We start from the raw sequence: 26,208 nt of genomic DNA on the forward strand, positions 1-26,208 counted from the left end.
AGCCCGTTCCGCTGTAGCCTAGACAATTACTGTCCAACTTTTGGGGCGCACTTCACACCACCATCGGGGGCAAGCCCCCTCCCACATTTGAGCTGTGTACATCCAGTGCTGCTAAGGAAATTTATGGCAAGGAGTGGGGATCGTCTCTAGGAGGCCCCGCTCTCTGGTCCCACACCGAAGAACTGAAGCTCAAAGCACGCGGACGTTCTCAGCCTGAGCACCTTTGGGCCCCTGGGTAACCTCGAACTCTACTTTTTGCCCCTCTTCAAGCGTTTTGAATCCGTCGCCCTTAATGGCGGAGTAGTGAACAAATAGATCCACCCCACCGTCCTGAGTGATAAACCCAAAGCCCTTCTCCGCGTTGAACCACTTAACTGTGCCCGTCGCCATTGCCGTTCTCCATACACTTCAATAAAACACTCAGATCAACTTGATCTCGCACGCGTAAACACCATCAGGGCGATGGATCTTCCGGAACACCACTCTCTGTCCTTGCGAAAGCAAGCGACCATCTGAGCTGAGCAAATCGACCGCCACCACCTCACCCCACCCCTCCGGCGCAATCAAACCCTTGCCGGTCTGTGGGTCATACGTTTGAACCTTGCCTGTAAACACCTGCATTAACCCACTCCCTGCATCTTGAGGCGCAGTCACTAAGGCTATGGAACCGCGAGAACGCGACACTGGCTACTGTCAAAGTTGACAGGTAGACGAGATCGCGCGACGAGTGGTAACGGGCGTGGAGGGTAGTAGACGTCAAGCCTGCTCAGTACAGGCGTGGCGATCAGGAGTCGCGGCGCAGGTCCGGCGGGATGGGCAGGTCTTTGAGCGGATCGGGCCGCTTGCCTTTGCCGGCGCGGTACTGGCGAATCTGATAGACATAGGCCAGCACCTGGGCCACGGCCAGGTACAACCCTGCAGGGATTTCCTGATCGAGGTCAGTGGAGTAAAAAATCGAGCGCGCCAATGCCGGCGACTCCAGCAGCAGGATGTCGTTGGCCACGGCGATTTCGCGGATTTTCAACGCGGTGAAATCGCTACCCTTGGCCAGCAGCATTGGCGCTCCACCCTTTTCCGGGTCGTATTTCAGGGCCACGGCGTAGTGGGTCGGGTTGGTGATAACCACGTCGGCATCCGGCACCGAGGCCATCATCTTGCGTTGGGACATCTCGCGCTGCAGCTGGCGGATGCGCTGTTTGACCTCGGGCCGACCTTCCTGATCCTTGTGCTCGTCACGCACTTCCTGCTTGGTCATCAGCAGCTTCTTGTGGCTTTCCCACAGCTGGATCGGCGCATCCACCGCCGCGATCAGGATTAGCCCAGCCGCCATCCATAGCGCACTCCAGCCCACCACCTGCACGCTGTGGATAATCGCCGACTCCAGGGGCTCATGGGCGATGCGCAGCAAGTCATCGATGTCGGACGACAACACCGAAATGGCCACGAACAGAATCAGGATGAACTTGGCCAGGGCCTTGAGCAGCTCGACCAGCGCCTTGGCCGAAAACATGCGTTTGAGCCCCGCGGCCGGGTTCATGCGGCTGAACTTGGGCGCCATGCTGCTGGCGGCGAACAACCAGCCGCCAAGGGACACGGGGCCGATCAGCGCAGCCAGCAGTAAGGTAATCAGGATCGGCTGCACGGCCAGGATCGCAATCTGGCCCGAATGCAGCAAATACTGGCCCATGGCGCCGGGGCTGAGCAGCACTTCGCGGGGCAAGCTGAAGTTGTGCTTCATCAGCTCCATCAGATCCAGCGCCAGACCGCCGCCGTAGATCAACAGGGCCCCGGAACCGGCCATCATGGTCGCAACGGTATTGAGCTCTTTGGAACGGGCGATCTCGCCCTTCTCCCTGGAGTCCTTTTTGCGTTTCTCCGTGGGGTCTTCTGTTTTGTCCTGACCACTCTCGCTCTCGGCCATGGTTCAGCGCGCCCGTGCCAGATCACGTAAGAACTGCAAGGCGTCGGTCGCCAGCGGTTGATACTGATTGAGAATGTCGGCCAGGCCGACCCAGAAAATCCCCATGCCCAACACCAGGGTCAATGGGAAACCGATGGAGAAAATGTTCAGTTGCGGCGCCGCGCGGGTCATCACGCCAAACGCAATGTTGACCACCAGCAAGGCCGTGATTGCCGGCAACACCAGCAACAGCGCCGCCCCCATCACCCAGCCGAGGCGCCCGACAATTTCCCAGAAATGGTTGACCACCAGCCCCGAGCCCACCGGCAAGGTGGTAAAGCTCTCGGTCATCACCTCGAACGCCACCAAGTGGCCGTTCATGGCCAGGAACAACAAGGTCACCAGCATGGTCAGGAACTGCCCGATCACAGCGGCCGACACGCCGTTGGTGGGGTCGACCATGGAGGCGAAGCCCATGCCCATCTGCACCGAGATGATTTGCCCGGCAATCACGAAAGCCTGAAAGAACAACGTCAGGGAAAAGCCCATCAAGGCGCCGATCAGGATCTGTTCGGCGATCAGCAGCAGCGCACTCAGGTCCAGCGCATTCACCGGCGGCATCGGCGGCAGCCCAGGCACGATCACCACCGTGATCGCCACAGCGAAATACAAGCGCACCCGCCGTGGCACCAGGGTCGTGCCGAACACCGGCATGGCCATCAACATCGCCGTCACGCGAAACAGCGGCAGGATGAAAGACGCCACCCAGGTACTGATCTGGGTGTCGGTCAAGGCCAGCAAGGATTGCATCGGGTCAGCCGATCAACTGCGGAATACTGCCGTACAACTGCAGGATGTATTCCATGAAAGACTGCACCAGCCACGGCCCGGCGACGATCAGGGTAACCAGCATCACCAACAGGCGCGGCAGGAAGCTCAAGGTTTGTTCGTTGATCTGGGTCGCGGCCTGGAACATCGCCACCAGCAAGCCCACCAACAGGCTGGGCACCACCAGCACGGCGACCATCACGGTGGTCAGCCACAGCGCTTCACGGAACAGGTCGACGGCGACTTCTGGCGTCATAGCGCTATACCCCTCCGAAACTGCCAGCCAAGGTGCCGATAATCAGCGCCCAGCCATCCACCAGCACAAACAGCATGATCTTGAACGGCAACGAGATGATCAGCGGCGACAGCATCATCATACCCATGGCCATCAGCACGCTCGCCACCACCAGGTCGATGATCAGGAACGGAATAAAGATCATGAAGCCGATCTGGAACGCGGTCTTCAATTCGGAGGTGACAAATGCCGGCACCAGAATGGTCAACGGCGCCTGGTCGGGGCTGGCGATGTCGGTGCGCTTGGACAGGCGCATGAACAGCTCAAGGTCGCTGGAGCGGGTTTGCGACAGCATAAAATCCTTGATCGGGCCCTGGGCCTTGTCGATGGCATCCTGGGCGGTCATTTTTTCCGCCAGGTAGGGTTGCAGGGCTTGCGTGTTCACCTTGTCGAATACCGGCGCCATGATGAACAGCGTCAAGAACAGCGCCATGCCGGTGAGGATCTGGTTCGACGGGGTCTGCTGCAGGCCCAACGCCTGACGCAGGATCGAAAAGACGATGATGATCCGCGTGAAACTGGTCATCAGCATGACGAACGCTGGGATAAAGCTCAGCGCGGTCATGATCAGCAGGATCTGCAGGCTCACCGAATACTCTTGCGCGCCCGCCGCATTGGTCCCCAGCGTAATGGCCGGGATCGACAACGGGTCGGCAGCCAGCGCCAAGGGCGCGGCCAGCAACAGCATGAGCGTCAATAAAACGCGCATTACTTCTTATCCTTCTGATCCTTGCCCAGCAATTCCATCAGGCGCTGGGCGAATTCGGGCGTGGCGGACTGGGTCTGCTCCACATTCACCGGTGTCTTGAGTACGTGCAGCGGGGTGATGCGACCTGGCGTAATGCCCAGCAGAATCTGCTCCTCCCCCACCTGCACCAGCACCAGCCGATCGCGCGGGCCGAGGGCGCGGGCACCGATCATTTCGATCACCTGGCCATTGCCAGGGCCTACGCGCTGCACCCGGCGCATCAGCCAGGCCAGTACGAAGATCAAGCCCACCACCAGCAGCAGGCCGAGCACCAGTTGGGTCAACTGCCCGCCGACACTGCCGACCACCGGCGCCGCAGCGGCCTGGGCCACCGGCTCCGCCGCCCACACGGGCAGCGCCAACGCGATCAACAGCCCCACCATCAGCCGCTTCATATCAGCGCAACTTCTTGATGCGTTCGCTTGGGCTGATCACGTCTGTCAGGCGGATGCCGAACTTTTCGTTGACCACCACCACCTCGCCATGGGCGATCAGCGTGCCGTTGACCAGCACGTCCAGCGGCTCACCGGCCAGGCGGTCCAGCTCGATCACCGAGCCCTGGTTGAGCTGCAGCAGGTTGCGGATGTTGATGTCGGTGCTGCCCACTTCCATGGAAATCGACACAGGAATATCCAGAATCACATCCAGGTTCGGACCGTCGAGGGACACCGGGTCGTTGTTCTTCGGCACGCTGCCGAATTCTTCCATCGGCAGGCGATTGCCGGCCGGCGCGGTGGCGGCGTCAGCGGCCAACAGCGCATCGATATCGTCCTGACCGACATCGCCGGTCTCTTCCAGAGCAGCCGCCCATTCGTCGGCCAGGGCCTGGTCTTCGGCGGAAGTGTTTTCGTGTTCGGTAGCCATTACATGTCCTCGGCGAAGCAAACATTCATAAATTAGGGATCAGCGACGGTTGATCGGCTCAACCACTTGCAATGCTAGGTTGCCCTTGTGGGAACCGAGCTTGACCTTGAACGACGGCACGCCATTGGCGCGCATGACCATTTGTTCCGGCAATTCCACCGGGATGATGTCCCCCGGCTGCATGTGCAGGATGTCGCGCAGGCGCAACTGACGGCGGGCCACGGTGGCGCTCAGCGGCACGTCGACGTCCAGCAAGTCTTCGCGCAGCGCCTTGACCCAACGCTCGTCCTGGTCGTCCAGGTCGGACTGGAAGCCGGCGTCGAGCATCTCGCGCACCGGTTCGATCATCGAGTACGGCATGGTCACGTGCAGGTCGCCACCACCGCCGTCGAGTTCGATATGGAAGGTGGACACCACGATGGCTTCGCTGGGACCGACGATGTTGGCCATGGCCGGGTTCACTTCCGAGTTGATGTACTCGAAATTGACTTCCATGATCGCCTGCCAGGCTTCCTTCAAGTCGATGAACGCCTGCTCCAACACCATGCGCACCACCCGCAACTCGGTGGGGGTGAATTCACGGCCTTCGATCTTGGCGTGGCGGCCGTCGCCGCCGAAGAAATTGTCCACCAGCTTGAACACCAATTTGGCGTCGAGGATGAACAGCGCGGTGCCGCGCAAAGGCTTGATCTTGACCAGGTTGAGGCTCGTGGGCACGTACAGCGAGTGCACGTACTCGCCGAACTTCATCACCTGCACGCCGCCCACCGCCACGTCCGCCGAGCGGCGCAGCATGTTGAACATGCTGATACGGGTGTAACGGGCGAAACGTTCGTTGATCATTTCCAGGGTCGGCATGCGTCCACGGACGATGCGATCCTGGCTGGTCAGGTCATAACTTTTGACACTGCCGGGCTCGGCAGCCATTTCGGTCTGTACCAGACCATCGTCGACGCCATGCAACAGCGCATCGATTTCATCCTGGGACAGCAGGTCCTGCACGGCCATGTCGTGATCCTACTGCAATACGAAGTTAGTGAAGAGCGCCTGTTCGACCACCGTTTTGCCCAGCTCTTTCTGGGCCACTTCCTGCACGCTGGCAGTGACCTTCTGGCGCAGCATTTCCTGGCCGACCGGCGTGGCCAGGGTGTCGAAACTCTGGCTGGAGAACAGCATCACCAGGTTGTTGCGGATCACCGGCATATGCACCTTGAGTGCCTCCAGGTCCGACTGGTTGCGCGCCAGCAAGGTGATGCTCACCTGCAGGTAGCGCTGACGACCGTTCTGGTTGAAGTTGGCGACAAAGGCCGGAAGCATCGGCTCGAAGATTGCCGGTTGCTTGACGTTGGTGGCGGTTTCGGCGGCGGGTGCCGGCTTGCTTGCACTGCTGTGCATGATGTACCAGGTGCCACCCACCGAGGCGCCGATGGCCAGGAGCAGGCCCACGACTATCAACAGAATAAGCTTGAGCTTACCTTTGCCTGCGGGTGCTTTTGCTGCTGCGTCGTCGCTCTTCGCCATGCCAATAATCCGTCACTATTCGGGGATTCATAGATCTACGGGAAGGCAAGAGCAAGTGTTATGCCAGAGTTGTCTGGCTGAACACAGACAAAGGAACACCATAAAGTGTGGGGGTGGGCTTGACCCCGGATAGCGGCGTATCAGTCAACTTATCTATGAACTGACACACCCTCATCGGGGGCAAGCCCCCTCCCACATTTTGATCTCGTTTCGTCAATTGCCACTCAAGCTGGAATGCGATTCGAGTGGGAGGGGGCTTGCCCCCGATAAGGGTCTGTCAGCTTATACATCGGCGGGTCGATACAGCGTTATCGAGGCAAGCCCCTCACATCAGGCGTAGTAATCGACGGCACTGGAGCCGATCACTGTCGACGTCACGGGCGCCACAGCTTCAGCCACATCAACGTGACCACCGCTGTCGCCGATGTCACCACGCCCACCGCCACTGCTCACACTGCGGGTCTGCGCCTGCTGCTGTTGCTGCTCCTGGCCACGGGACTGGTCGGAGACGTTGACGTCCACCTGCCCCATGCCCTGTTGGGCAAACATCTCACGCAAACGCCCGGACTGGTTTTCCAACGCTTCGCGCACCACCGGGTGGGCGCTCATAAAGTTGACCTGGGCCTGCTGGTCGGCGGTCATGTTGACCTTGATATCCAGGCGTCCAAGTTCGGCCGGCTGCAACTGGATCTCCGCCGACTTGAGGTTGGCGCTGGAGAGGTACATGACGCGGTTGACGATCTCGTCGGTCCAGCCGCTCTGGTGCATGGCCAGCGGCGCATTCGCGACGGGCGGCAAGGCATTGGCGGTTTTCGGCGTAGCGGCCTGGGTCAGGGCGGCGAGGCGGTTGGCGAAGTCATCGACCCGGGTGTCGCTGCTAGCGCTCTTGAGATCCTTCAGCCCCTCGTCGATCAAGCCGCTGAAAGCCTTATCGCCGCCTTGGTCAGTGCTGTCCTTGGTGGCTTGCTGGTCGACCATATTGGCCAGGCCGGCAGCGAAGTTCTGCGCGGCGGTGGGTTGGTCCTGGGTTGGTGCCGGGGCGGTTTTTGCCTGGGCCTGGCTGCTGGCGGACACATGACCGCCCTGCTCCATGGCCAGGCGCACGGCCGGCATTGCATCCAGAGGGTCGGCCTCGGGGTCGAAAGTGGGCTTGACCTCTTCACTGGCCGCCACCGACGCGAGCGGCGCGGCAACCGGCGGCTGCGTCTTATCATCGGCAGTGTCAACGACCGGAGCCGGGGTTTCCACCGGCACAGGCACCGCGACCGGCACGACAGCGGCGATCAACGCGGGGTCAACCGCAGGCTGCTGCGCCAGGCTCGGGTCGGCTGCGGCGGCGTCGTCCGGAGCGGCATCATCATCGGCTTTGGCCGGTGGATTAGCGGCAGGCAAGGTATTGCCGCTATCGGCAACCGCCGGTGTCTTGGCGGCAGGCTGATCACCCCCGGCGGCAGGTTTGGCGCTGGAATCGGCGGACTTGTCGCGAGAGGGTTTGACGCTGTTGTCATCGCCCTTGAGGCTGGGCTTGGAACCCTGGCTGGCGAACACTTGAGCGAAGCCAGGGCCCTTGTCCCGTGGCTCCGCCGCCACCGCCGGCGGGTTGGCGGCGGGCGCTTGGGCCTTGGCTGCGGGGGCAGCCTGAAGAAGCGAATTCGTGGCGACTGGCATGATAAAGGTCTCCACTGCATGGGGATCGAGGGATGCAGTATCGAGAGCTACAGCAAGAGTCGGGCCAAGTATGGTTTCTGCCTTCGGACTGCGGGTTGACCGCTACACCTGAAAGCGCTGACGCTCCGACTCATACAGCGGCTTGACCACCGCAAACTCATGATCGATCTGATCCACCAGCGCCTCCAGATTCGCGGTCGGCTCGCCGGATTCCAGCTCCAGCCGCTCGCACAACTGCGCCAGACGTACAGCCCCCAGGTTGCCGCTGCTGCCCTTGAAGCTGTGGGCGATCTTGCCTAATGCCTTGGCGTCATCCCGCGCCGTGCGCAGCGCTTCGATGCGTTTTTGCGAATCGTCGAGAAAGGTTTCGAGCAGCTTGGGGTACTCGCCTTCCATCACTTCCTGCAAACCCGACAACACGTCAGGGTCCAGATGAACATCGACCACTTGCTCGCTCCTTGATCAAGAATCGGCGGATTATGCCAGAGCCTCCCAGGAAAACTCCACGCAGACACAGCGCCCGCCATCGGACCAGCGTATGTCGCGGCTGAGCTGACGCACCAGGCCCAAGCCCCGACCGGACAGACGATCGATATCCATTGGCTGCGCCAGCACTTTTTCCACGTCAAACCCGGGGCCGCTGTCTTCGATCCGCAAGGTCATCGTCCCGCCCGCTCCATTGGGCACCACCTGCACCTGCACCCGCACGTAACCACTGTCCAGTTGCGCCAGACGCTCGTTGCGCTGGCGATAATATTCGGCAAAGCCCTGGGCATCGCGTTTGAGCAAAGAGTCCAGGCCGAGTACGCCGTGCTCCAGCGCGTTGGAGTACAGCTCGGCCATCACGCTGTAGAGCGCGCCGCTCTGTGCACGCAGGCCGTGGATCTCCAACAGCAGTTGCAACAGGTAGGGCAACGGGTTGTAGCGCTTGAGGGTTTCGGCTCGAAATTCGAAATTCACCGACCAATCCCGTGGGCACGACTGGCCGCTGTCGGCATACAACGGCCCGGTGGCGCGCGTCGCCAGACCCGACCGCAAGGTGATCTCCACCATGCTCACGTCATCACGGGCTTCACCGCGAAACGCGACCAGCGCCTGCTCGATGTCGTCGAACAGACGATCGGGCTCGCGGTTGGTGTCGAATACCTCCTGCAGACGCTCGACCCCGAACAATCGATCATTGGCGTCGGCGGTTTCCAACACCCCATCGGACAGCAGAAACACCCGATCGCCCAGGGCCACGGGCCAGACTTCAGTGCGGTCGTCGAACAGTTCCGCCGACAGTACCCCCAGCGGCAAATGCCGCGACGCCAATGGCGTGCGCTTGCCGGTGGTCACTTCAAGCACGTAACCCTCGGGCATGCCACCGTTCCACACCTCGACCACGCGTCGATCGGTACTCAGGCACAACAGGGTGGCGCAGCAGAACATGTCCACCGGCAGGATGCGTTTAAGCTTGGCGTTCATCTCGCGCAAAATCTGCGTCAGGCCGTAGCCTTTGGCGGTCATGCCGTAGAACACTTCCGCCAGGGGCATGGCCCCCACCGCTGCCGGCAAACCGTGACCGGTGAAATCGCCGAGCAGCACATGCATATCACCCGAAGGCGTGTAGGCCGCCAGCAGCAAGTCCCCGTTGAACAACGCATAGGGCGATTGCAGGTAGCGGATATTTGGCGCGGCATTGATACAGCCCGAATGCGCGACCTTGTCGAACACTGCCTTGGCCACCCGTTGCTCGTGCAGCAGGTAGTCATTGTGCTTGGCGATCAGGTCGCGCTGCTGCAAGACCGTGGCTTGCAGGCGGCGCAGGCGGTCCATGGCGTTGATCTTCGCGGCCAGGAGCAAGGGGTTGTAGGGCTTGGCCAGGAAGTCATCGCCGCCGGCGTCCAGGCACTCGGCCAGGTCGGCGCTGTCGGTCAGGGAGGTGAGGAAGATGATAGGCACCAGGGCTTCGCCGGACAGCTGCTTGATCCAGCGCGCGGCTTCGAAGCCGTCCATCACCGGCATCAGCGCATCCATCAACACCAATTGCGGACGCGCGCGCGTGAATACCTCGACCGCTTCGCGCCCATTGGCGGCGGTGAGCACTTGATGCCCCTGACGTCGCACAATGGTCGACAGCAAGAGCAAGTCAGTGGCGCTGTCATCGGCGATCAGGATCGTAAGCGCCTCATGGGCGGGGGCCAGGGCGCTCAATTGATGTCGAACAGCTTGTCGAAGTTGGAGATGGCGAGGATTTTGCGCACGTCAGAGTTGCTGTTGATGACCCTGACCTCAGATTCGTCGCCCCCCGCGTGGTCCCGCAGCAACAGCAGCATGCCCAGAGCGGAACTGTCCAAATAGGTAGTGTCTTTGAGGTCGACGATATAGGTATCCGGTGCCTTGTAGAACCGCTCGTAAGCGTCACGAAAGAGCTGGTGGCTGCTGAAATCGAAGCGGCCTTTGATAACGATGGTCAACTTCTTCCCGTCCGGGGATACAACTGACTCGACTGACATATGACTGCTTCCTTGTCGTAGGGGGCGTACACACAAGGTTTAGCAGTTGAACCGAGTACGGGCAACACAGCCCGTCATTTAGAACTGTTCCGGACGCGGCAGGCGTTGGGACAGTTCATCCAGCAACTTCTGCTCGCGCTTGTCTTCAATCGCCCGCGCTTCATCGATATAGCGCTGCACCAGTTTGCGCAGACCTTCGACGCGGGCGAATGCCTGCTGCCAGCTCTCACGGGCCTTGTCGAGGTTGTTCTGGTGCCAGGCCAGGCTTTGACGCTGCTGGCCGACGGCGGTTTCCAACTGGTTGAGAAAGCCCTGATAGCCCATCAGCCATTGGCCCGATACGCCTTTGGCGCCGCGCTCGATCCACTGCTGCTGGTACTCGCCGCGAAAGCGCTCCAGGTCGCCCAGCTTGCTTTCGGCCAAGCGCACTTGGCCCTGGAAATACCCCAGGCGCTGCACCGCGGTTTTTTCGGCCTTTTCGGCCATGTCCACCACCGGGGCCAAGCGTGACGCGCGACTGCTGGCCATGGCTTAGCCGCCTGGCGCCGGGGCGAAGATCGACTGCAAGTGCGCTTCGCTTTCGCCCATGCTGATCTTGTCGTTGAGGCCCTGGCGCAGGTACGTCACCAACTGCGGTTGCAGGGCGATGGCCAGGTCGGTATCGCGATCGCCGCCGGCCACATAGGCGCCGACGCTGATCAGGTCGCGACTCTGCTGATAACGCGACCACAGCTGCTTGAACTGCTGCGCACGGGTCATGTGCTCGGGCGTGACCACCGCCGGCATCACCCGGCTGATGGATGCTTCGATGTCGATGGCCGGGTAGTGCCCCTCCTCCGCCAGGCGCCGCGACAACACGATATGGCCGTCGAGTACGCCCCGGGCCGAGTCGGCGATGGGGTCCTGCTGGTCGTCGCCTTCGGACAGCACCGTGTAGAACGCGGTGATCGAGCCCCCACCGGCCTCGGCGTTACCGGCGCGCTCCACCAGCTTAGGCAGCTTGGCGAACACCGACGGCGGGTAACCCTTGGTGGCCGGCGGCTCACCGATGGCCAGGGCGATTTCCCGCTGGGCCTGGGCGAAACGGGTGAGCGAGTCCATCAGCAACAGGACGTTCTTGCCCTTGTCGCGAAAGTATTCGGCGATGCGCGTGCAATACATCGCGGCGCGCAATCGCATCAGCGGCGCATCGTCGGCAGGGGATGCAACCACCACCGAGCGTTTGAGACCTTCCTCGCCGAGGCTGTGCTCAATGAACTCCTTCACCTCCCGGCCCCGCTCGCCGATCAGCCCAACCACGATGATGTCGGCCTCGGTAAAGCGCGTCATCATGCCCAGCAACACCGACTTACCCACGCCGGTACCGGCGAACAAGCCCAGACGCTGGCCGCGACCGACCGTCAATAAACCGTTGATGCTGCGAATCCCCACGTCCAGCGGCACGCTGATGGGGTTACGGTTGAGCGGGTTGATGGTGGGGCCGTCCATCGGCACCCAATCTTCGGCCTTCATACCGCCCTTGCCGTCCAGCGCGCGACCGGCGCCGTCGAGCACGCGACCGAGCATGCTCATGCCCATGGGCAGGCGGCCGGTATCGGCCAGGGGCACCACGCGGGCACCGGGGGCGATGCCCGCCAGGCTGCCCACGGGCATCAGGAAAATCTTGCTGCCGGAAAACCCCATGACCTCGGCTTCGACCTGCACCGGGTGATAACTGTCGTCGTTGATCACCATGCAGCGGCTGCCCATGGCGGCGCGCAAACCTTCGGCTTCGAGGGTCAGGCCAACCATGCGCAACAGCCGCCCTTCCAGGATCGGCTGGCCGGGCAATTCGGTGGCTTCGGTGTAAGCGCTCAAGCGCTTGGTGAAGCTGGTGCGATCAAGGCGCATCGGGGGCGTCCAGGTCGATGCTCAGGTCAGGTTCGGCCGGGTTCAGCACCTGCTCGTGCTGTTGATCGAGCAACTTGGCCATGATCTGGCTGATGCGGGTTTCCACCGTGGCATCGATGCGGCTGTGCTCGGTCTCGACGCGGCAACCGCCGGGCTGCAACGCGGCGTCTTCGACGATGCGCCAGGTTTCTTCATGGCGCTCGCGCAGGGCTTTGACCTGTTCGAAATCCTGCGGGTTGATGTACAGCCGCACATTGCCGACGCCCAGGGGCAGCAGCTTGAGGGCTTCGCGCATGACGCTTTCGATCTGGCTGGAGTCCAGCGCCAACTCACGCTGAATCACCTGACGCGTCATGTGCTCCACCAGGCGCACCATGGCTTTTTCGATCTGGGTGTCCTGTTCGGCGATAGGCTCGAACAAGCTACCCATCAAGCGCTCCAGGCTGGCCAGTTTCACCGCCAGCGCGGCCTCGGCTTCCTGGCGCACCTTGAGGGTGGTGCTGCGAAAACCGTCTTTCTCACCGGCAGTGAAGCCCTCGTTGTAAGCCTCCTGACGGATGCTTTCCAGCTCTTCCAGGGTCAGTGGCTGGACTTCTTCCAGCGGCACCTCTTCCATTTCCACCGGCGGCTCTTCCACCGGTTCCGGCTCGGGCTCAGGCACATGCGGGTCGAAACTGGGCAGCGACCAGATGTCGAACCCGCCGACATCCCGTGCGCGAATCAGATCGCTGGGTGCCTCATCTTTGCTCGACATGGACAACGCCTTAGATCATTTCTTCGCCGCCCTTCCCACCGAGAACGATTTCTCCGGCTTCGGCCATACGGCGGGCAATGGTGAGGATTTCTTTCTGCGCGGTTTCGACGTCGCTGACGCGCACCGGGCCCTTGGCTTCCAGGTCGTCGCGCAACAGTTCGGACGCGCGCTTGGACATGTTCTTGAAGATCTTTTCCTTGACGCCGTCGTCGGAGCCTTTGAGTGCCAGTACCAACACGTCGGAGGACACTTCGCGCAGCAACGCCTGGATGCCACGGTCGTCGACATCGGAGAGGTTGTTGAACACGAACATAAGGTCTTCGATCTGGCCGGACAGGGTGTCGTCGATCTCGCGGATCGAGTCCATCAACTGGCCTTCGACCGAGCTGTCGAGGAAGTTCATGATGTCCGCCGCGCGCTTGATACCACCCAGAGTGGTACGCGAGGCATTGGAGTTGCCCGAGAACTGCTTCTCCAGGATGGTGTTCAGTTCTTTCAGGGCGGCCGGCTGCACGGTGTTGAGCGACGACACGCGCAGGATGATGTCCAGGCGCACCTTATGGTCGAAGTGGCCCAGCACTTCACCAGCCTGGTCGGGGTCGAGGTACGCCACCACGATGGCCTGAATCTGCGGGTGCTCGTAGCGGATCACATCGGCCACGGCGCGCGGTTCCATCCACTTGAGGCTGTCCAGGCCGCTGGTATTGCCACCCAGCAGGATGCGGTCGATCAAGCCGTTGGCCTTGTCTTCGCCCAGGGCCGAGGTGAGCATCTTGCGGATGTAGCTGTCGGAGCCGACGCCCAGGCTGGTCTGATCGCCGACAATCTCGACGAACTCGCTCATCACCTGTTCGACTTGCTCGCGGTGCACATTGCGCATTTGCGCCATGGCCACGCCCACCCGTTGAACCTCTTTGGGCCCCATATGGCGCAGCACTTGGGCGGCGTCGGTTTCCCCCAGCGACAGCAACAGGACTGCGGCTTTGTCGACCCGGGAGAGCTTGGCAACAGCGGCTCGATTATCACTCATCTGCGTTAATCCACTCTTTCACGACCTGAGCCACACGGCCCGGGTCTTCTGCTACCAGACTTTTGATTGCGTTCAACTGCGCGTCATAGCCTTCGCTCGGGCTTGGCAACAGGATGCTTTGCGGGCCGCCGAGGCTGACGCGGTCGTTGGCCAGTTCGCCGTCCAGGCCGCCCATGCCACCCAACTCGACATCGCTGCCGCCGGCCAGGGCCAGTTGTTTCTTGCCGTTGCCGGTGATGTTGTTGAGCACCGGGCGCAGCACGCCGAACACCAGCACCAGGATGAACAGCACACCCAGCACTTGCTTGACGATGTCCCAGAACCACGGCTGCGAGTAGAACGCAGGCTCGGCAATCACTTCGCCACGCTCAGCGGAGAACGGCATGTTGATCACGCTCACGCTGTCGCCACGGCTGGCGTCGAAGCCGACGGCGTCCTGCACCAGGCGGGTGAAACGCGCCAATTCGTCGGCGCTCCACGGGGCACGGGTGACCGCGCCGTCTGCGGCATTGACCTTTACCTGATCGTCGACCACCACCGACACCGACAGGCGATTGACACGGCCCTGCTGCTGCTTGGTGTGGCTGATGGAACGGTCCAGCTCGAAGTTCTTGGTGGACTGGTTACGCTTGTCCGCCGGGTACGGGGCGAGCATCGGCTGGCCGGTGGCCGGGTCCATGATCTGCTGACCGTTGGCGTCCAGCAGCGGTTGCCCAGGCTGGATCGCGCCGGCGGTAGCGGCGGCGCCACCGGTGGTTTGCGGGGCCGAGGCTGGCGATGGCGGCTGGTTGCTCAGGGCCCCCGGCACACCTTGCGGGCCATTGCTGGCGGTACGTTGTTCGCTGGTGGACTGCTCGCTGCGCAGGGCCGGCTGGTCCGGGTTGAACTGCTCGGAGGTGGACTCCACAGCGCTGAAATCCACATCGGCGGAGACTTCGGCTTTATAGCGGTCATTGCCCAACACCGGTTGCAGGATGTTGTGCACGCGCTGGGTCAGCATGCTTTCCACGCGGCGGCTGTAATCGAACTGCTTGCCGGCCTGGGTCAGCGCGGAGTTCTCGGCTTGGTCGGAGAGCAGGTTGCCCTTTTGATCCACCACGGTGATCTGGGATTTGCTCAGTTCGGGAACGCTGGTAGCCACCAGGTTGACGATGGCATTGACCTGACCGGGTTCCAGGGAGCGACCGGCGAACAGCTCAACCAGTACCGAGGCGCTGGGCTTGCGCTCATCACGCACAAAAACCGAGCTTTTCGGAATGGCCAGGTGCACGCGGGCACCCTTGACGTTATTGAGGCTGGAGATGGTACGCGCCAGTTCGCCTTCCAGACCGCGCCGATAACGGGTGGCCTCCATGAACTGACTGGTGCCCAGGCCCTGGTCCTTGTCGAGGATCTCAAACCCGATATTGCTGTCGGACGGCGTCACACCGGCAGCGGCCAGCTTCATGCGCGCACGGGCGACGTCATCGGCCTTGACCAGCAGAGCCCCGGAGTTGGGCTCCACGGTGTAGGCGATGTCAGCGGCGGCCAGGGTTTCCATGATCTGTTTGGAATCCAGGCCAGCCAGGCTGCCATACAATGGCCGGTAATCGGGTTGCTGCGACCACAACACCACGGCAAAACCAATCGCCACGCTGGCAGCCAGGCCGACCAACAGGCCAACCTGACGCAACATGGTCATTTCCGAAAGGTTTTCCAGGAACGACAGGCCAAACAGCGGCGGCTTGCCTTCTGCCTTGGCGGGTACGTTGTCCACGACTGCTTCTGCCATGACTTAAATCTCGCCCTTAAACCGGCATCTGCATGATGTCTTGATAGGCCTGAACCAGCTTGTTACGCACTTGGGTCAGAGCCTGAAAGGAAACGCTGGCTTTTTGCGAAGCGATCATCACGTCGGTGAGGTCCACACCGCTCTTGCCGATCTCGAACGCGCTGGCCAACTGGCTGGAGGCTTGCTGGGTGTCGCTGACTTTGTTGATGGCCTGACCGAGCATGTCGGCAAAACTGCTTTGGCCCAACTCCGGCGCTGGCGCGACGGATTTCGGTTGAGCCATGGCATCCATCTGCATGGAGCGCATATCCAACATCAACCGATTGAACTCAATACCCTGGCTCATGACCTTCTCTCTCCGACCCGCAAAAATTTGACACTACGCTGCAGTTACTAGGGGAGGTAGCAACAAGGGTGCCAGATCCGTGGCGACTCGTAAGAAAAGGCGACAAACCTTGTACGCCTTGGCTATTTTCAGGTGGCGAAAAGATACGCTTCCACATCCATGCCGGCGTCGCGCATCTGCGCCAACTTGTAGCGCAAGGTGCGCGGGCTGATGCCCAGGCGCTCGGCGGCCTCTTTGCGGCGGCCGCGCTCGGCGCGCAGGGTATCGATGATCATCTGGAATTCGCGGCGACGCAGGTCATCGCCCAAAGCGCTGGCGGTTTCCACCTCGGCGACCAACGGTGCGGGGGCCAGTGTCGGCAGCGGCGCCGCGCCACTGCCCATGGCCAGACAGAAATCCTGGGGCTGAATCAAACCGCCCTGCTGCAAGATCAGGGCACGTTGGATCGCGTTGTCCAGTTCCCGCACATTGCCCGGCCATGGATAGGCGATCAGGCATGCCTGCGCCTCGGCCGAAAGCCGCGCCTGGGCGTGCTTCATTTTTTTGACGTGGTTGTTCAGCAGGCGCTCGGCCAAGGGCACGATATCCGCCGGACGCTCGCGCAAAGGGCGCCAGGCCAGCGGAAACACCGACAGGCGATAGAACAAGTCTTCACGGAAGCGCCCCGCCGCCACTTCGCCGGCGAGATCGCGGTTGGTGGTGGCCACTACTCGGATATCCAACTGGATCGGTTTGCGCGCGCCGACGCGCTCCACTTCGCGCTCCTGCAACACACGCAGCAACTTGGCTTGCAGGCCCAAAGGCATCTCGGAAATCTCGTCGAGCAGGATCGTGCCGCCGTCGGCCTGCTCGAACTTGCCGGCTTGCGCCGCAATAGCACCGGTGAACGAGCCCTTTTCATGACCGAACAGCGTGGCTTCCAGCATGTTGTCGGGGATCGCCGCGCAGTTGATGGCGATGAACGGCTGCTTGGCGCGGGTCGACTGCTGGTGAATGTAACGCGCCAGCACTTCCTTACCCGTACCGGACTCACCGGAAATCAGCACCGTGGAATCGCTGCGCGCCACGCGGGCCGCCAATTCCAGCAACTGGGCGCTGGCTGGCTCGATGGCAATCGGCCCCTCGCCTTCGTGCGCCGAGATCACGCCCAGAGCGTGGCGCGCTACCAACTCGATCAAGGCCTTGGGCTCAAAGGGCTTGACCAGGTAATCCGCCGCGCCCTGGCGCATCGCATCCACCGCGCGCTCCACGGCACCGTGGGCAGTCATCAACAACACCGGCAGTTGCGGCTGGCGGGCGCGCAACAGGGCCAGCAGTTGGTGACCGTCCATGCCGGGCATATTGACGTCGCTGACCACCAGGCTGAACGCCTCCTGTGCCACCGCGTCCAAGGCCTCTTCGGCAGACCCGACCGCCTGGTAGTCATGGCCCGCCAACAGCAGCGTGTCAGCCAATGCTTCACGCAGGGCGCGATCGTCTTCCACCAGTAAAACCTTGATAGCCATGACTCTTTACTCCGCGCTTGCCGCGCCTGAAAACAGCGGCAAGCTCATCAATGCACAGGTGCCGCGCCCCAACCGGGAACGCAGCTGCAATTCTCCCTGATGGGCGCGCGCCACGGCCTTGACCACCGTCAGGCCCAGGCCAGTTCCGTTGGTCTTGGTGGTAAAAAAGGGTTCGCCCAGACGCCGCAGCACCTGCGGGTCGATGCCACTGCCGTTGTCGCTGATGCACAGGCGCAGCGAATCTTGACGGCGATATAGATGCACCTTGAGCCGCGCGCCGGGGCCGCTGGCCTGGGTGGCGTTTTCGATCAGGTTGAGCAGCGATCCCACCAAGGTGTCGCGATTGCACAGCAACTCGCCTTGGTGGCTGTCGCACTGCCAGCGCACCTGCGCGTCTTGAATGTGAGTGGCGGCCGCCGCCTGCAGGGTCTGCATCAACTCGGCCGGAGTGATGCGGTCGGTCAACGGCAGTTCGCCGCGAGCGAACACCAGCATGTCGCGTACCTGATGCTCCAATTCGTGCAGACGCTCTTTTAGGCGCCCAGCAAAACGCTGATGGGTCGCGGCCGGCAACTGCTCGTCAGTCAAATGACTGGCGTAGATCAACGCCGCCGACAAGGGCGTACGGATTTGATGCGCCAGAGAAGCGACCATGCGCCCCAGAGACGACAAGCGCTCATGGCGCGCCAACTGGTCTTGCAAGTGGCGGGTTTCAGTCAGGTCGTTGAGCAGCACCAACTGGCCGGGCTCGGCGTCCAGGGAACGGGTGGAAATCGACAGGCGACGCCCATCCTTGAGGGAAATTTCATGACCATCATCTTCGCGCGGGGCGAAGCAGCGGGTGATGACGTGGCGCCACAGCTCGCCTTCCAGCGGCAGTCCCAGCAGGTCGCAGGCGGCCGGGTTGGCTTCGCGCACGCGGCCCTGGTCGTCAATCACGATCACGCCGCCGGGCAACAGGTCGAGCAGGTTTTGCAAGCGGTTGGCCAGGCGCTCTTTCTCGGCCAGCTCCTGCATACGCTGAGCACTGACCACCGCCAGCTCGCCTTTAAGCTCCGAGACCCGGGCTTCCAGCAGACTGTAGGAGTCGCTCAGTTGGCTCGACATCTGGTTGAACTGCGAGAACGCATGTTCAAGGCCCTGTCGGGCGAGCGGCTCTGCGGAGGGAACAAGCCCCTGGATGGCAGGGGCTGAGGCTAATTGGGCGGCGTGGGGCATGATGCTCTCTCGCTTGGCTGACCGTCAGTTAAACGGAACGTTGCGAGGGCTGTAGCAATACCCGTGCCTAAAAAAATAGGCTTAGTTTTCAGTCAGTTGAAAAACAGGCGTCAATCATCCGCCTGTTCGTCACCTTCGCGGCGGCTCATACCGTACTTGCGCATCTTCTCCACCAGGGTGGTACGACGAATGCGCAGGCGCTCGGCGGCACGGGCGACAATGCCACCGGCATCGTCCAGGGCTTGTTGGATCAGGCCCTGCTCCAGATTGCCGAGGTAGTCCTTCAGGTCCAGGCCCTCCGGCGGCAGCATGGCGGTGGAACCAAAATCCGGGGTGTGGCCGTTGATGGCGACCCGTTCTTCCATGTCACTGCGCAGACTGTCGACCAATTGCTCATCTTCGTCATCGACATAGCGGAATTTCTTCGGCAGCTCGACCACGCCGATCACACCGTAGGGGTGCATGATCGCCATGCGCTCCACCAGGTTGGCCAGCTCACGCACGTTGCCCGGCCAGCCGTGGCGGCACAGGGACATGATTGCGGCGGAATTGAAGCGAATCGAGCCACGCTTTTCGTGTTCCATGCGCGAGATCAGTTCGTTCATCAGCAGCGGGATGTCTTCCACGCGCTCACGCAGCGGGGCCATCTCAATGGGGAATACGTTGAGGCGATAGTAGAGGTCTTCGCGGAAGCTGCCGATCTCGATCATGCTTTCGAGGTTCTTGTGGGTCGCGGCGATGATGCGCACGTCCACGCTCTGGGTCTTGTTGCTGCCCACGCGCTCGAATGTGCGCTCCTGCAACACACGCAGCAGCTTAACCTGCATCGGCAGCGGCATGTCGCCGATTTCGTCGAGGAACAGAGTGCCGCCGTTGGCCAGCTCGAAACGCCCGGCACGGCTGGTGATGGCGCCGGTAAAGGCGCCCTTCTCGTGACCGAACAGCTCGCTTTCCAGCAGCTCTGCCGGAATCGCCCCGCAGTTGACCGGTACAAAGGGCCCGTCGCGGCGCTTGGAATGGTAATGCAGGTTGCGCGCGACCACTTCCTTGCCGGTGCCCGACTCGCCGAGGATCAGCACGCTGGCGTCAGTGTCGGCCACTTGCTGCATCATCTGGCGCACATGCTGGATGGCGCGGCTGGTGCCGACCAGGCTACGGAACAGGTTGGGTTCGCGATGACGACCGCGCTCGCGAGCCTGGTCGTACATCTCGCGATAGACCTGGGCACGGTGCAGGGAATCGAGCAATTTGCTGTAGCTGGGCGGCATTTCCAGGGTGGAAAGGACACGCCGGCGCTGGTCTTCGGGCAGGTCGAGCGAAGAATTTTCGCCCATTAGCAACACGGGAAGGAACTCATCCCAGGTAGACAGTGTCTTTAACAAGCCCAAAACAGCGCCAGGAGCGTTTACCGTCCCGATCAGCACACAAATGACTTCACGGCTCGACGACAACGAGCTGACCGCCTGCTGCCAATCGTGGCTGCCGCAGGGCAAATTTTCTTCGCCGAGAAAATTCAAAATCACCGCCAAATCGCGGCGACGGACGCTATCGTCATCAATCAGCAGAATTTTGGTTTCACGCCACATGCAATAGCAACTTCCCTAGTAAAACTTCCTGCCCAAATGTAGGGGCAATCGAGACGGCTGTAGGACTTCTTACTCTATAGACGTCTGAACTCTGAAAACAGCACTAGTTAAGTCAAAAAAGCTGGCACGGTCAAATTTATGACGCGCCGGTCGGATTAACTGCGTCTGTTCAGCCGAACAGATGGTAGACCTTTGACGCATTCTTCGCTTGGTTGATCTGCGACATCTCTTCGAAAATCGCCTGGCGCTCGCCCGTCGTCACCTCAAGCAGTTGCTGGTAGACCGCCAGCAGGCTCTCAAGCTTTTCACGCAGCGCATTTTCATCCACAGGGACTTCGCTGAGCACCTCATCAATCACCGCACGACAACCCAGATCCAACTCGCCAACAGCCTCCCAGTTGCGTTCCGCCAGCGCGCCGATCAGGGCTTCGCGGGTTTCATCAATGCGTTGCAGTGCGTGGCTCATGATGTGTTCCTCAAGGCCTGTGGCCTTATTGTGCGACGCCCTGTGGCGCCCCGATGGCATCCCAGCCTTCTTTCACGGTAATCAGCAATTGCGCGACCTCGTCGAGCATGTCGGCGTCGTTGTGCAGATTGGCTTCCATCAGACGGTTGCTCATGTACACATACAGGCCTTCCAGGCGCTGGACGTATTCCTTGTTGTCGCTTTTTTCCGCATTCAGGCCATCACGAAGGCCGATAATGATGTCCGTGGCCTTGCCCAGCATCAGGCCCTTCTGAGCAATGTCACCGCGCGCCAGGGCCCCTTTGGCTTGCGCAATACGGTCAAGGCCGCCTTCGAGCAGCATCTGCACCAGGCGGTGCGGGCTGGCTTCGGAGATCTGGGCGTGGGAATTGACCTTCTGGTATTGGCGAAGGGCTCTCATGGGATTCATGTTTCTACCTCGTGACAAGCAACAGCGAGAAGGATTTCATTAACCAATATATCGACTGGATTGCGCAAAACTTTAACCCGTCGGCCGCTTGAAAAACAAAGCCCAGGTCAATGAACCTGGGCTTTTTTTCGACCGTTCGATCAGCTATCGCTTTTGGAATTACTGATCGCACTGAGCGTGCCGAGAATGCTGTTGCTCTGCTGCCGCAACTGCGCTACCAGGGTGTCCATGGCGGTGTACTTGCGAGTCAGGGCGTCCTGCATGGTGGTCAAACGCTCATCCAGGCTGATCTGGTCTTTGTTCAGGTCTTTAAGGCTTTCGGACAACGACGCGGTGCGCGTGGCCAGAATGCCAGTGGAGGCCTTGGCATAGGGCTCGGTCGCCGTCTTAAGACGCGCCAACAGACCTGTCTTGCCACTGAAGATGCTGTTGATATCCGCCGGATTGCTCAGCACGGCTTTGTCCCACTGCTTGGCGTCGATACTCAGCGCTCCCGTGTCTTGGTCGCTAGTCACACCGAACTGCGCCAGAGACTTCAAGGTGCCGTTGCCGGACAACATATTGAACTCGTTGCGGATCGCCGATTGCAGGGTGCGCATGGTCGAGTCGCCGGTCAGCGTTGCCGCGACCGAGTTACCGGCGGCGTCCTTGGTCACTTTGGTCTCGGCGTTCATCGCCTTGAGCAGAGCATTGTAGGTGTCGACAAACCCCTTGACCCCGGACTTCAGTGCGGTAGTGCTAGTGCTTACCGAGATGGTCAGGGCGGTACGAACCGGATCAGTAGTATTCGGATCGTTAGCAACGAGCGTAGGCGACACGGCCAGCAATTTGATACTGACACCACTCACCGCATCACTGATGCTGTTGGACTTCGATTCCGCCGCAATGCCATCGATGGTGTACTTGGCATTCTGCGGCACATCGACCACCTTGTAGCCTGTGTCGATCCCGGAGTTACCCGACATGGTCAAGTCAGACCCTACCCCGCCATTGGTGGACGTCAGGATCAGACGCGAACCGTTGGAGTCGGTGAGAATGTTGGCACTCAGACCGGCAGTGCCGAACTGCGAGTTGATCGAATCGCGTACCTGTTGCAAGGTGGCCCCGGCCGGAACACTCAGGTCGAAGTTCTTACCCGACTGAGTGATGGTCAGCGTCGTCGCTTTGCCCGTGTTGTTGACGACCGTGGATTGGCCACCGGCAAAACTGATGGTCGACAGCTTTGAGGGCTTGGCAAGCTGGTTGACGACCAGCGAGAAACTACCGTTGGCCGCGCCCTGGTTAGCCGTCATGGTGGCGACTTTTTCATCCGAGGACGTACCGGTCAAGCCACTGAAGCTATTGTCGGTGACCATGCTGTCCAACGCGCCACGGAACGCATCCAGGGCCGCCTGGATTTTGCCGATCGACGACAGCTGGGTCGTGGCCTTTTGCGATTGTGCGTTGATCTGCGCCTGTTTCGGCGCGCGTTCGGCATCCACCAGGGATTTCACAATTGCCTGGGTGTCGAAACCAGACCCCACGCCAGTAATCGTTGTACCCGCCATCATCTTTCTCCTAGTCCGGTGGCTGCCGTTATCTTGACGAATTACGCATCAGACAGTAGCAGCAACAAGTTTCATGCCAGATCAAGCCTTGTCGTCAAACAGCACATGACTGGCGCTGGACAAGCTTTGCGCCAATTTCAAGGCCGTTTCCGATGGGATCTGGCGGATCACTTCACCGGTGTCGGTGGCAATGACCTTGACCACGACCCTGTGAGTGGAATCATCAATGGAAAAATCCAGATTGCGCTGGGCCGCTTGTACGAATTCTTTAATATCGGTGACCGCTTTTTCCAGATCGCCAGGTTTGGCTTTATCCGGGGTTGGCGCAACCGCTTCAACTTTGCTCTTGTCTTTATCCACAACCACAGGGGCCACCGCGCCTTGCGGGGCCAGCGACGGATAAGACAAGTTCAAATTCACATTCATGTCCATGCCCAATCTCCTCTGATTGGAAAAGACGAAAGGGCACGTAAACGCGCCCTTCCGTCAGCTACCAAGCGCTTGTATTACTGAAGCAGCTTCAGTACAGCGGATGGCAGTTGGTTGGCCTGAGACAGGATCGCGGTCGAAGCCGACTGCAGGGTTTGCTGCTTGGTCAGTTCAGCGGCCTCGGAAGCGAAGTCGACGTCCTGAACAGTACTACGGGCAGCAGTGGTGTTTTTCTGGATGTTGGTCAGGTTGTCCACAGTGCTGGTCAGACGGTTCTGAACAGCACCCAGACCCGAACGGGCGCTGGAGATGGAAGCGATAGCCTGGTCGATCACAGCCACAGCGTTCTGCGCCTTGGTGGCGTCGGTCACGTCGGTCTGCGACACGGTGGTCTTGGCCGAAGCAGCCGAAGTACCGGCACCGAAGATACCAGTCACACCAGCGCCTTCCAGGGAGTAGCCCTTGGAGGAGTCCAGGTTTACAGCACCGGTAGCGATGATGCCGTCAGCCAGGGCGGTAGCAGTGCCGTAGGTACCCGAACCGTCTTTGGTGGCGACAGTGATGCTGCCGGCATTGGTCGAAGCGCTGAAGGCCAGGTTTTCACCGGTATCGGATTTAACCGACAGAGTGCCTTTGGACTCATCGTAGTTAACGCTGATACCCAGTTTGGCGGAGTTGGACTTCAGCGCCTCAGCCAGGCTGGCGGTATCGGTCACACCGACGAAGCTGGTGGCTTGGCCGCCAACAGTCATGGTGAACGAAGCCGGAGCGGTAGCAGCAGCAGCGCCGACCACGAACTGAGCTTCTGTGCTGGCGGTAGCGCCCAGGCCACCGATGGCGCCGTTCAGTTGGGCAGCGATGGTTTTGGCCGAAGCAGCAGCCGCTACGGTGACGCTGTTAGTCTGACCGTTACCGGTTACAGCGATTGCGCCGCCGACAACACCGGCACCAGGGGTGATGCCAATGCTCTTGACTTGCTGCGAACCAATGTTGTTGGCCGCAACGTTTTCCAGGCTGACGTTGATGGTTTCGTTAGCGTTGGCGCCAACCTGGATGGCTTTGGTACCGTACGAACCGTCCAGCAGTTTCTGGCCACCGAAAGTGGTGGTTTGCGAGATACGGGTCAGTTCCGAAGTCAGAGCCTGGTATTCGTCGTTGTTCGACTTACGGTCGTCGTTGCTCAGGGAGCCGGTAGCCGAGGACAGAGCCAGGGTACGCATTTTTTGCAGAATGTCGGTCGAAGCCTGCATTGCGCCTTCAGCGGTCTGCGCGATGGAGATACCATCGTTGGCGTTCTTTACTGCTTGACCCAGGCCGTTGATCTGGCTGGTCATACGGGTAGCAATACCCAGGCCGGCAGCGTCGTCTTTAGCGCTGTTGATACGCAGGCCGGAAGACAGGCGCTGCATGGAAGTGGCCAGGGCGGTGCCAGCTTTGTTCAGGTTGCCCTGAGTGGAGACCGAAGCAATGTTGGTGTTTACTGTTAAAGCCATGACGAAATCCTCGTTGGATGGATACTGCGGCTTCCGGCCCTGGCAACTGCCGGGTGTGGCCTAGAGAACCTACGTAATAGTTATCGTCGTGGTAGCCGGTTGCTTGAGGGTTTTTTTGATTTTTTTTACTGGCGCCGTGCCACCCCTTGTAATTCAAGGGTTTAGGCATACGCCAAGCCGCGATTTCAGCGGTTTTTTTGGCGCCAAATAAAAAACGCCGATGATCTTTCGATCATCGGCGTTTGCTTTTGCGGTGTACGCAGTCTACCGACGCGTCACGGACGATGCAGAATCGCCGAGCCCCACGACAGGCCCACACCGAATCCACTGATCGCCACGCGTTTCCAGGTGGCGTCCATCACATGCTTTTCCAGCAGCAATGGAATGCTCGACGACACGGTGTTGCCGGTCTCGACCATGTCCTTGATGAACTTGTCCACCGGCGCCTCTTCGAAGCGACGGGCCACGGCGTCGACAATCGCCGCACTGCCCTGGTGAATGCAGAACGCATCGATGTCATCGGCCTTGAGGTCCGACTCATTGAGCAGCTCGTGCAAATGCGCCGGCACTTTGAGCAAGGCAAAATTGAACACCTGGCGACCGTTCATAAAGAACACGCCATCGCTGACCTTCAGGTGCGGTGCGCCGGAACCGTCGGTGCCGAACTTGGACTTGCCCAGCAGCCACGAGGCATCTTCGCCCATCCAGGTCGCGGTGGCGGCGTCGCCGAACAGCATGGTGGTGTTGCGATCTTCCGGGTCGACGATCTTGGAGTACGGGTCGGCGGTGATCAACAGGCCATTTTTCAGGCCGGCGGCTTCCATAAAGCCCTTCATCGCGTAGATGCCGTAGACGTAACCGGAGCAGCCCAGGGAAATATCAAACGCGGCGACATGGGTCGGCAGCCCCAGTTTGTCCTGGACGATGGCGGCTGTATGGGGCAAGCCCTCTTCGTCACCGTTCTGGGTCACGACGATCAGCGCGTCAATCGATTCGCGCTTGAGATCCGGGTTGTTGGCAAACAAGGCGTTGACCGCTTCGACACACAGATCGGAGGTTTCCTGCGCAGCTTCCTTGCGCGGCAGGAACGCCGAACCGATCTTGCCAATGATGAACTCTTCATCCTTGGCGAATTTGGCACCCTGGGCGTAGTTATCGATACCGTCCGCCGGCACGTAACTGGCGATGCTTTTTATGCCAATCATTGTGGCTTCCCAATACTAAATAGCTGGAGAACACCCCACGGCCGACGCCTGGAGTGCTGACAATAAAGGGGGTAACCCCATAAAAATCTCGCTGAAAGCCGCCCCGCAAGGACCCTGTGACGACTTATCCTTTTCACACGATACAGTGAAGATGCGCTTTATGACTCACAGGTCACTCAATTTTCTGCGGTTTATGCAAAACCTTTAAACAATTGA

General features: G+C 60.6%; 29 protein-coding genes. All 29 read right to left on the minus strand.

The annotated features are described in order from the left end of the window. Positions 1-189: 189 nt before the first annotated feature. Positions 190-390 carry a cold-shock protein gene (locus QRN41_RS09765; protein ID WP_034138835.1) on the minus strand — a complete coding sequence of 67 codons (201 nt, stop codon included), beginning with the start codon at positions 388-390 and terminating at the stop codon, positions 190-192. Positions 391-420: 30 nt separating this feature from the next. Continuing rightward, on the minus strand, positions 421-621 hold the full coding sequence (locus tag QRN41_RS09770; protein ID WP_034138836.1) for a S1 domain-containing protein: 201 nt from the start codon (positions 619-621) through the stop codon (positions 421-423). Between the two features lie 163 nt (positions 622-784). Next, positions 785-1,921 (minus strand): flagellar biosynthesis protein FlhB, encoded by a 1,137-nt coding sequence (gene flhB / locus QRN41_RS09775; protein ID WP_034099468.1) that lies wholly within the window; start codon positions 1,919-1,921, stop codon positions 785-787. A gap of 3 nt (positions 1,922-1,924) precedes the next feature. After that, positions 1,925-2,710 carry a flagellar biosynthetic protein FliR gene (gene fliR / locus QRN41_RS09780; protein ID WP_034114727.1) on the minus strand — a complete coding sequence of 262 codons (786 nt, stop codon included), beginning with the start codon at positions 2,708-2,710 and terminating at the stop codon, positions 1,925-1,927. A 4-nt stretch (positions 2,711-2,714) separates the two neighbouring features. Next, complete coding sequence (fliQ, locus tag QRN41_RS09785; protein WP_034099472.1) at positions 2,715-2,984, minus strand: flagellar biosynthesis protein FliQ; 270 nt, start codon at positions 2,982-2,984, stop codon at positions 2,715-2,717. A gap of 4 nt (positions 2,985-2,988) precedes the next feature. Then, on the minus strand, positions 2,989-3,732 hold the full coding sequence (gene fliP / locus QRN41_RS09790; protein WP_034138838.1) for a flagellar type III secretion system pore protein FliP: 744 nt from the start codon (positions 3,730-3,732) through the stop codon (positions 2,989-2,991). Beyond that, positions 3,732-4,166 (minus strand): flagellar biosynthetic protein FliO, encoded by a 435-nt coding sequence (gene fliO, locus QRN41_RS09795; RefSeq protein WP_034099475.1) that lies wholly within the window; start codon positions 4,164-4,166, stop codon positions 3,732-3,734. Before fliO ends, fliP begins: the two co-directional genes overlap by 1 nt. A gap of 1 nt (position 4,167) precedes the next feature. Then, entirely contained in the window at positions 4,168-4,635 is a 468-nt protein-coding gene (gene fliN, locus QRN41_RS09800) for a flagellar motor switch protein FliN (RefSeq protein WP_034138839.1), read from the minus strand. A 39-nt stretch (positions 4,636-4,674) separates the two neighbouring features. Beyond that, complete coding sequence (gene fliM / locus QRN41_RS09805; RefSeq protein ID WP_034138840.1) at positions 4,675-5,643, minus strand: flagellar motor switch protein FliM; 969 nt, start codon at positions 5,641-5,643, stop codon at positions 4,675-4,677. Between the two features lie 9 nt (positions 5,644-5,652). Continuing rightward, on the minus strand, positions 5,653-6,156 hold the full coding sequence (gene fliL, locus QRN41_RS09810) for a flagellar basal body-associated protein FliL (RefSeq protein WP_034099481.1): 504 nt from the start codon (positions 6,154-6,156) through the stop codon (positions 5,653-5,655). 330 nt (positions 6,157-6,486) lie between these two features. Then, complete coding sequence (locus QRN41_RS09815; RefSeq protein WP_285421495.1) at positions 6,487-7,824, minus strand: flagellar hook-length control protein FliK; 1,338 nt, start codon at positions 7,822-7,824, stop codon at positions 6,487-6,489. Positions 7,825-7,926: 102 nt separating this feature from the next. Then, entirely contained in the window at positions 7,927-8,271 is a 345-nt protein-coding gene (locus QRN41_RS09820; protein WP_034138843.1) for an Hpt domain-containing protein, read from the minus strand. 30 nt (positions 8,272-8,301) lie between these two features. Next, on the minus strand, positions 8,302-10,020 hold the full coding sequence (locus QRN41_RS09825) for an ATP-binding SpoIIE family protein phosphatase (RefSeq protein WP_167416915.1): 1,719 nt from the start codon (positions 10,018-10,020) through the stop codon (positions 8,302-8,304). After that, a complete protein-coding gene (locus QRN41_RS09830) occupies positions 10,017-10,322 on the minus strand; it encodes an STAS domain-containing protein (RefSeq protein WP_094064935.1) in 306 nt (101 codons plus the stop codon). Before QRN41_RS09830 ends, QRN41_RS09825 begins: the two co-directional genes overlap by 4 nt. 78 nt (positions 10,323-10,400) lie before the next feature. Then, positions 10,401-10,850 carry a flagellar export protein FliJ gene (gene fliJ, locus QRN41_RS09835; RefSeq protein WP_034099491.1) on the minus strand — a complete coding sequence of 150 codons (450 nt, stop codon included), beginning with the start codon at positions 10,848-10,850 and terminating at the stop codon, positions 10,401-10,403. A gap of 3 nt (positions 10,851-10,853) precedes the next feature. Continuing rightward, positions 10,854-12,212: a flagellar protein export ATPase FliI gene (fliI, locus tag QRN41_RS09840; RefSeq protein WP_034099493.1), complete on the minus strand. Its 1,359-nt coding sequence runs from the start codon at positions 12,210-12,212 to the stop codon at positions 10,854-10,856. Further along, a complete protein-coding gene (fliH, locus tag QRN41_RS09845) occupies positions 12,202-12,966 on the minus strand; it encodes a flagellar assembly protein FliH (RefSeq protein ID WP_083377786.1) in 765 nt (254 codons plus the stop codon). Before fliH ends, fliI begins: the two co-directional genes overlap by 11 nt. A 10-nt stretch (positions 12,967-12,976) precedes the next feature. After that, positions 12,977-13,996: a flagellar motor switch protein FliG gene (fliG, locus tag QRN41_RS09850; protein WP_034099497.1), complete on the minus strand. Its 1,020-nt coding sequence runs from the start codon at positions 13,994-13,996 to the stop codon at positions 12,977-12,979. Continuing rightward, the gene (fliF, locus tag QRN41_RS09855) at positions 13,989-15,767 is read right to left on the minus strand and encodes a flagellar basal-body MS-ring/collar protein FliF (RefSeq protein ID WP_167416914.1); all 1,779 of its coding nucleotides are present in this window, start codon (positions 15,765-15,767) and stop codon (positions 13,989-13,991) included. The genes fliG and fliF overlap by 8 nt, the downstream gene beginning before the upstream one ends. A 16-nt stretch (positions 15,768-15,783) precedes the next feature. Next, positions 15,784-16,113 (minus strand): flagellar hook-basal body complex protein FliE, encoded by a 330-nt coding sequence (gene fliE, locus QRN41_RS09860; protein ID WP_034099500.1) that lies wholly within the window; start codon positions 16,111-16,113, stop codon positions 15,784-15,786. A 128-nt stretch (positions 16,114-16,241) separates the two neighbouring features. After that, positions 16,242-17,618, minus strand: a complete 1,377-nt coding sequence (locus QRN41_RS09865; RefSeq protein WP_034099501.1) for a sigma-54-dependent transcriptional regulator — start codon at positions 17,616-17,618, stop codon at positions 16,242-16,244. A gap of 6 nt (positions 17,619-17,624) precedes the next feature. Further along, the gene (locus tag QRN41_RS09870) at positions 17,625-18,836 is read right to left on the minus strand and encodes a sensor histidine kinase (protein WP_169902456.1); all 1,212 of its coding nucleotides are present in this window, start codon (positions 18,834-18,836) and stop codon (positions 17,625-17,627) included. A gap of 110 nt (positions 18,837-18,946) precedes the next feature. Then, on the minus strand, positions 18,947-20,422 hold the full coding sequence (locus tag QRN41_RS09875) for a sigma-54 dependent transcriptional regulator (protein WP_034099504.1): 1,476 nt from the start codon (positions 20,420-20,422) through the stop codon (positions 18,947-18,949). Positions 20,423-20,591: 169 nt separating this feature from the next. Further along, positions 20,592-20,888 (minus strand): flagellar protein FliT, encoded by a 297-nt coding sequence (gene fliT / locus QRN41_RS09880; protein WP_167416913.1) that lies wholly within the window; start codon positions 20,886-20,888, stop codon positions 20,592-20,594. A gap of 25 nt (positions 20,889-20,913) precedes the next feature. Then, positions 20,914-21,318 (minus strand): flagellar export chaperone FliS, encoded by a 405-nt coding sequence (gene fliS / locus QRN41_RS09885; protein ID WP_034138851.1) that lies wholly within the window; start codon positions 21,316-21,318, stop codon positions 20,914-20,916. 140 nt (positions 21,319-21,458) lie between these two features. Continuing rightward, positions 21,459-22,865 carry a flagellar filament capping protein FliD gene (gene fliD, locus QRN41_RS09890; RefSeq protein WP_285421496.1) on the minus strand — a complete coding sequence of 469 codons (1,407 nt, stop codon included), beginning with the start codon at positions 22,863-22,865 and terminating at the stop codon, positions 21,459-21,461. A gap of 81 nt (positions 22,866-22,946) precedes the next feature. Next, the gene (locus QRN41_RS09895) at positions 22,947-23,297 is read right to left on the minus strand and encodes a flagellar protein FlaG (protein WP_034138853.1); all 351 of its coding nucleotides are present in this window, start codon (positions 23,295-23,297) and stop codon (positions 22,947-22,949) included. A 74-nt stretch (positions 23,298-23,371) separates the two neighbouring features. Then, positions 23,372-24,787, minus strand: a complete 1,416-nt coding sequence (locus tag QRN41_RS09900) for a flagellin N-terminal helical domain-containing protein (RefSeq protein WP_167416912.1) — start codon at positions 24,785-24,787, stop codon at positions 23,372-23,374. 275 nt (positions 24,788-25,062) lie between these two features. Further along, positions 25,063-25,992 carry a ketoacyl-ACP synthase III gene (locus tag QRN41_RS09905; protein WP_034138855.1) on the minus strand — a complete coding sequence of 310 codons (930 nt, stop codon included), beginning with the start codon at positions 25,990-25,992 and terminating at the stop codon, positions 25,063-25,065. Between the last annotated feature and the right edge of the window lie 216 nt (positions 25,993-26,208).

Origin of the sequence: Pseudomonas sp. efr-133-TYG-23 (genome assembly GCF_030209215.1) — a bacterium.
GTDB lineage: Bacteria > Pseudomonadota > Gammaproteobacteria > Pseudomonadales > Pseudomonadaceae > Aquipseudomonas > Aquipseudomonas rhodesiae.

Excerpts from the sequence above, each read along its gene's own strand:
- QRN41_RS09765 (WP_034138835.1), bottom strand. The coding sequence starts at position 390 with ATGGCGACGGGCACAGTTAAGTGGTTCAACGCGGAGAAGGGCTTTGGG.
- QRN41_RS09770 (WP_034138836.1), bottom strand. The coding sequence starts at position 621 with ATGCAGGTGTTTACAGGCAAGGTTCAAACGTATGACCCACAGACCGGC.
- flhB (WP_034099468.1), bottom strand. The coding sequence starts at position 1,921 with ATGGCCGAGAGCGAGAGTGGTCAGGACAAAACAGAAGACCCCACGGAG.
- fliR (WP_034114727.1), bottom strand. The coding sequence starts at position 2,710 with ATGCAATCCTTGCTGGCCTTGACCGACACCCAGATCAGTACCTGGGTG.
- fliQ (WP_034099472.1), bottom strand. The coding sequence starts at position 2,984 with ATGACGCCAGAAGTCGCCGTCGACCTGTTCCGTGAAGCGCTGTGGCTG.
- fliP (WP_034138838.1), bottom strand. The coding sequence starts at position 3,732 with ATGCGCGTTTTATTGACGCTCATGCTGTTGCTGGCCGCGCCCTTGGCG.
- fliO (WP_034099475.1), bottom strand. The coding sequence starts at position 4,166 with ATGAAGCGGCTGATGGTGGGGCTGTTGATCGCGTTGGCGCTGCCCGTG.
- fliN (WP_034138839.1), bottom strand. The coding sequence starts at position 4,635 with ATGGCTACCGAACACGAAAACACTTCCGCCGAAGACCAGGCCCTGGCC.
- fliM (WP_034138840.1), bottom strand. The coding sequence starts at position 5,643 with ATGGCCGTGCAGGACCTGCTGTCCCAGGATGAAATCGATGCGCTGTTG.
- fliL (WP_034099481.1), bottom strand. The coding sequence starts at position 6,156 with ATGGCGAAGAGCGACGACGCAGCAGCAAAAGCACCCGCAGGCAAAGGT.
- QRN41_RS09815 (WP_285421495.1), bottom strand. The coding sequence starts at position 7,824 with ATGCCAGTCGCCACGAATTCGCTTCTTCAGGCTGCCCCCGCAGCCAAG.
- QRN41_RS09830 (WP_094064935.1), bottom strand. The coding sequence starts at position 10,322 with ATGTCAGTCGAGTCAGTTGTATCCCCGGACGGGAAGAAGTTGACCATC.
- fliJ (WP_034099491.1), bottom strand. The coding sequence starts at position 10,850 with ATGGCCAGCAGTCGCGCGTCACGCTTGGCCCCGGTGGTGGACATGGCC.
- fliI (WP_034099493.1), bottom strand. The coding sequence starts at position 12,212 with ATGCGCCTTGATCGCACCAGCTTCACCAAGCGCTTGAGCGCTTACACC.
- fliH (WP_083377786.1), bottom strand. The coding sequence starts at position 12,966 with ATGTCGAGCAAAGATGAGGCACCCAGCGATCTGATTCGCGCACGGGAT.
- fliG (WP_034099497.1), bottom strand. The coding sequence starts at position 13,996 with ATGAGTGATAATCGAGCCGCTGTTGCCAAGCTCTCCCGGGTCGACAAA.
- fliF (WP_167416914.1), bottom strand. The coding sequence starts at position 15,767 with ATGGCAGAAGCAGTCGTGGACAACGTACCCGCCAAGGCAGAAGGCAAG.
- fliE (WP_034099500.1), bottom strand. The coding sequence starts at position 16,113 with ATGAGCCAGGGTATTGAGTTCAATCGGTTGATGTTGGATATGCGCTCC.
- QRN41_RS09865 (WP_034099501.1), bottom strand. The coding sequence starts at position 17,618 with ATGGCTATCAAGGTTTTACTGGTGGAAGACGATCGCGCCCTGCGTGAA.
- QRN41_RS09870 (WP_169902456.1), bottom strand. The coding sequence starts at position 18,836 with ATGCCCCACGCCGCCCAATTAGCCTCAGCCCCTGCCATCCAGGGGCTT.
- QRN41_RS09875 (WP_034099504.1), bottom strand. The coding sequence starts at position 20,422 with ATGTGGCGTGAAACCAAAATTCTGCTGATTGATGACGATAGCGTCCGT.
- fliT (WP_167416913.1), bottom strand. The coding sequence starts at position 20,888 with ATGAGCCACGCACTGCAACGCATTGATGAAACCCGCGAAGCCCTGATC.
- fliS (WP_034138851.1), bottom strand. The coding sequence starts at position 21,318 with ATGAATCCCATGAGAGCCCTTCGCCAATACCAGAAGGTCAATTCCCAC.
- fliD (WP_285421496.1), bottom strand. The coding sequence starts at position 22,865 with ATGGCGGGTACAACGATTACTGGCGTGGGGTCTGGTTTCGACACCCAG.
- QRN41_RS09895 (WP_034138853.1), bottom strand. The coding sequence starts at position 23,297 with ATGGACATGAATGTGAATTTGAACTTGTCTTATCCGTCGCTGGCCCCG.
- QRN41_RS09900 (WP_167416912.1), bottom strand. The coding sequence starts at position 24,787 with ATGGCTTTAACAGTAAACACCAACATTGCTTCGGTCTCCACTCAGGGC.
- QRN41_RS09905 (WP_034138855.1), bottom strand. The coding sequence starts at position 25,992 with ATGATTGGCATAAAAAGCATCGCCAGTTACGTGCCGGCGGACGGTATC.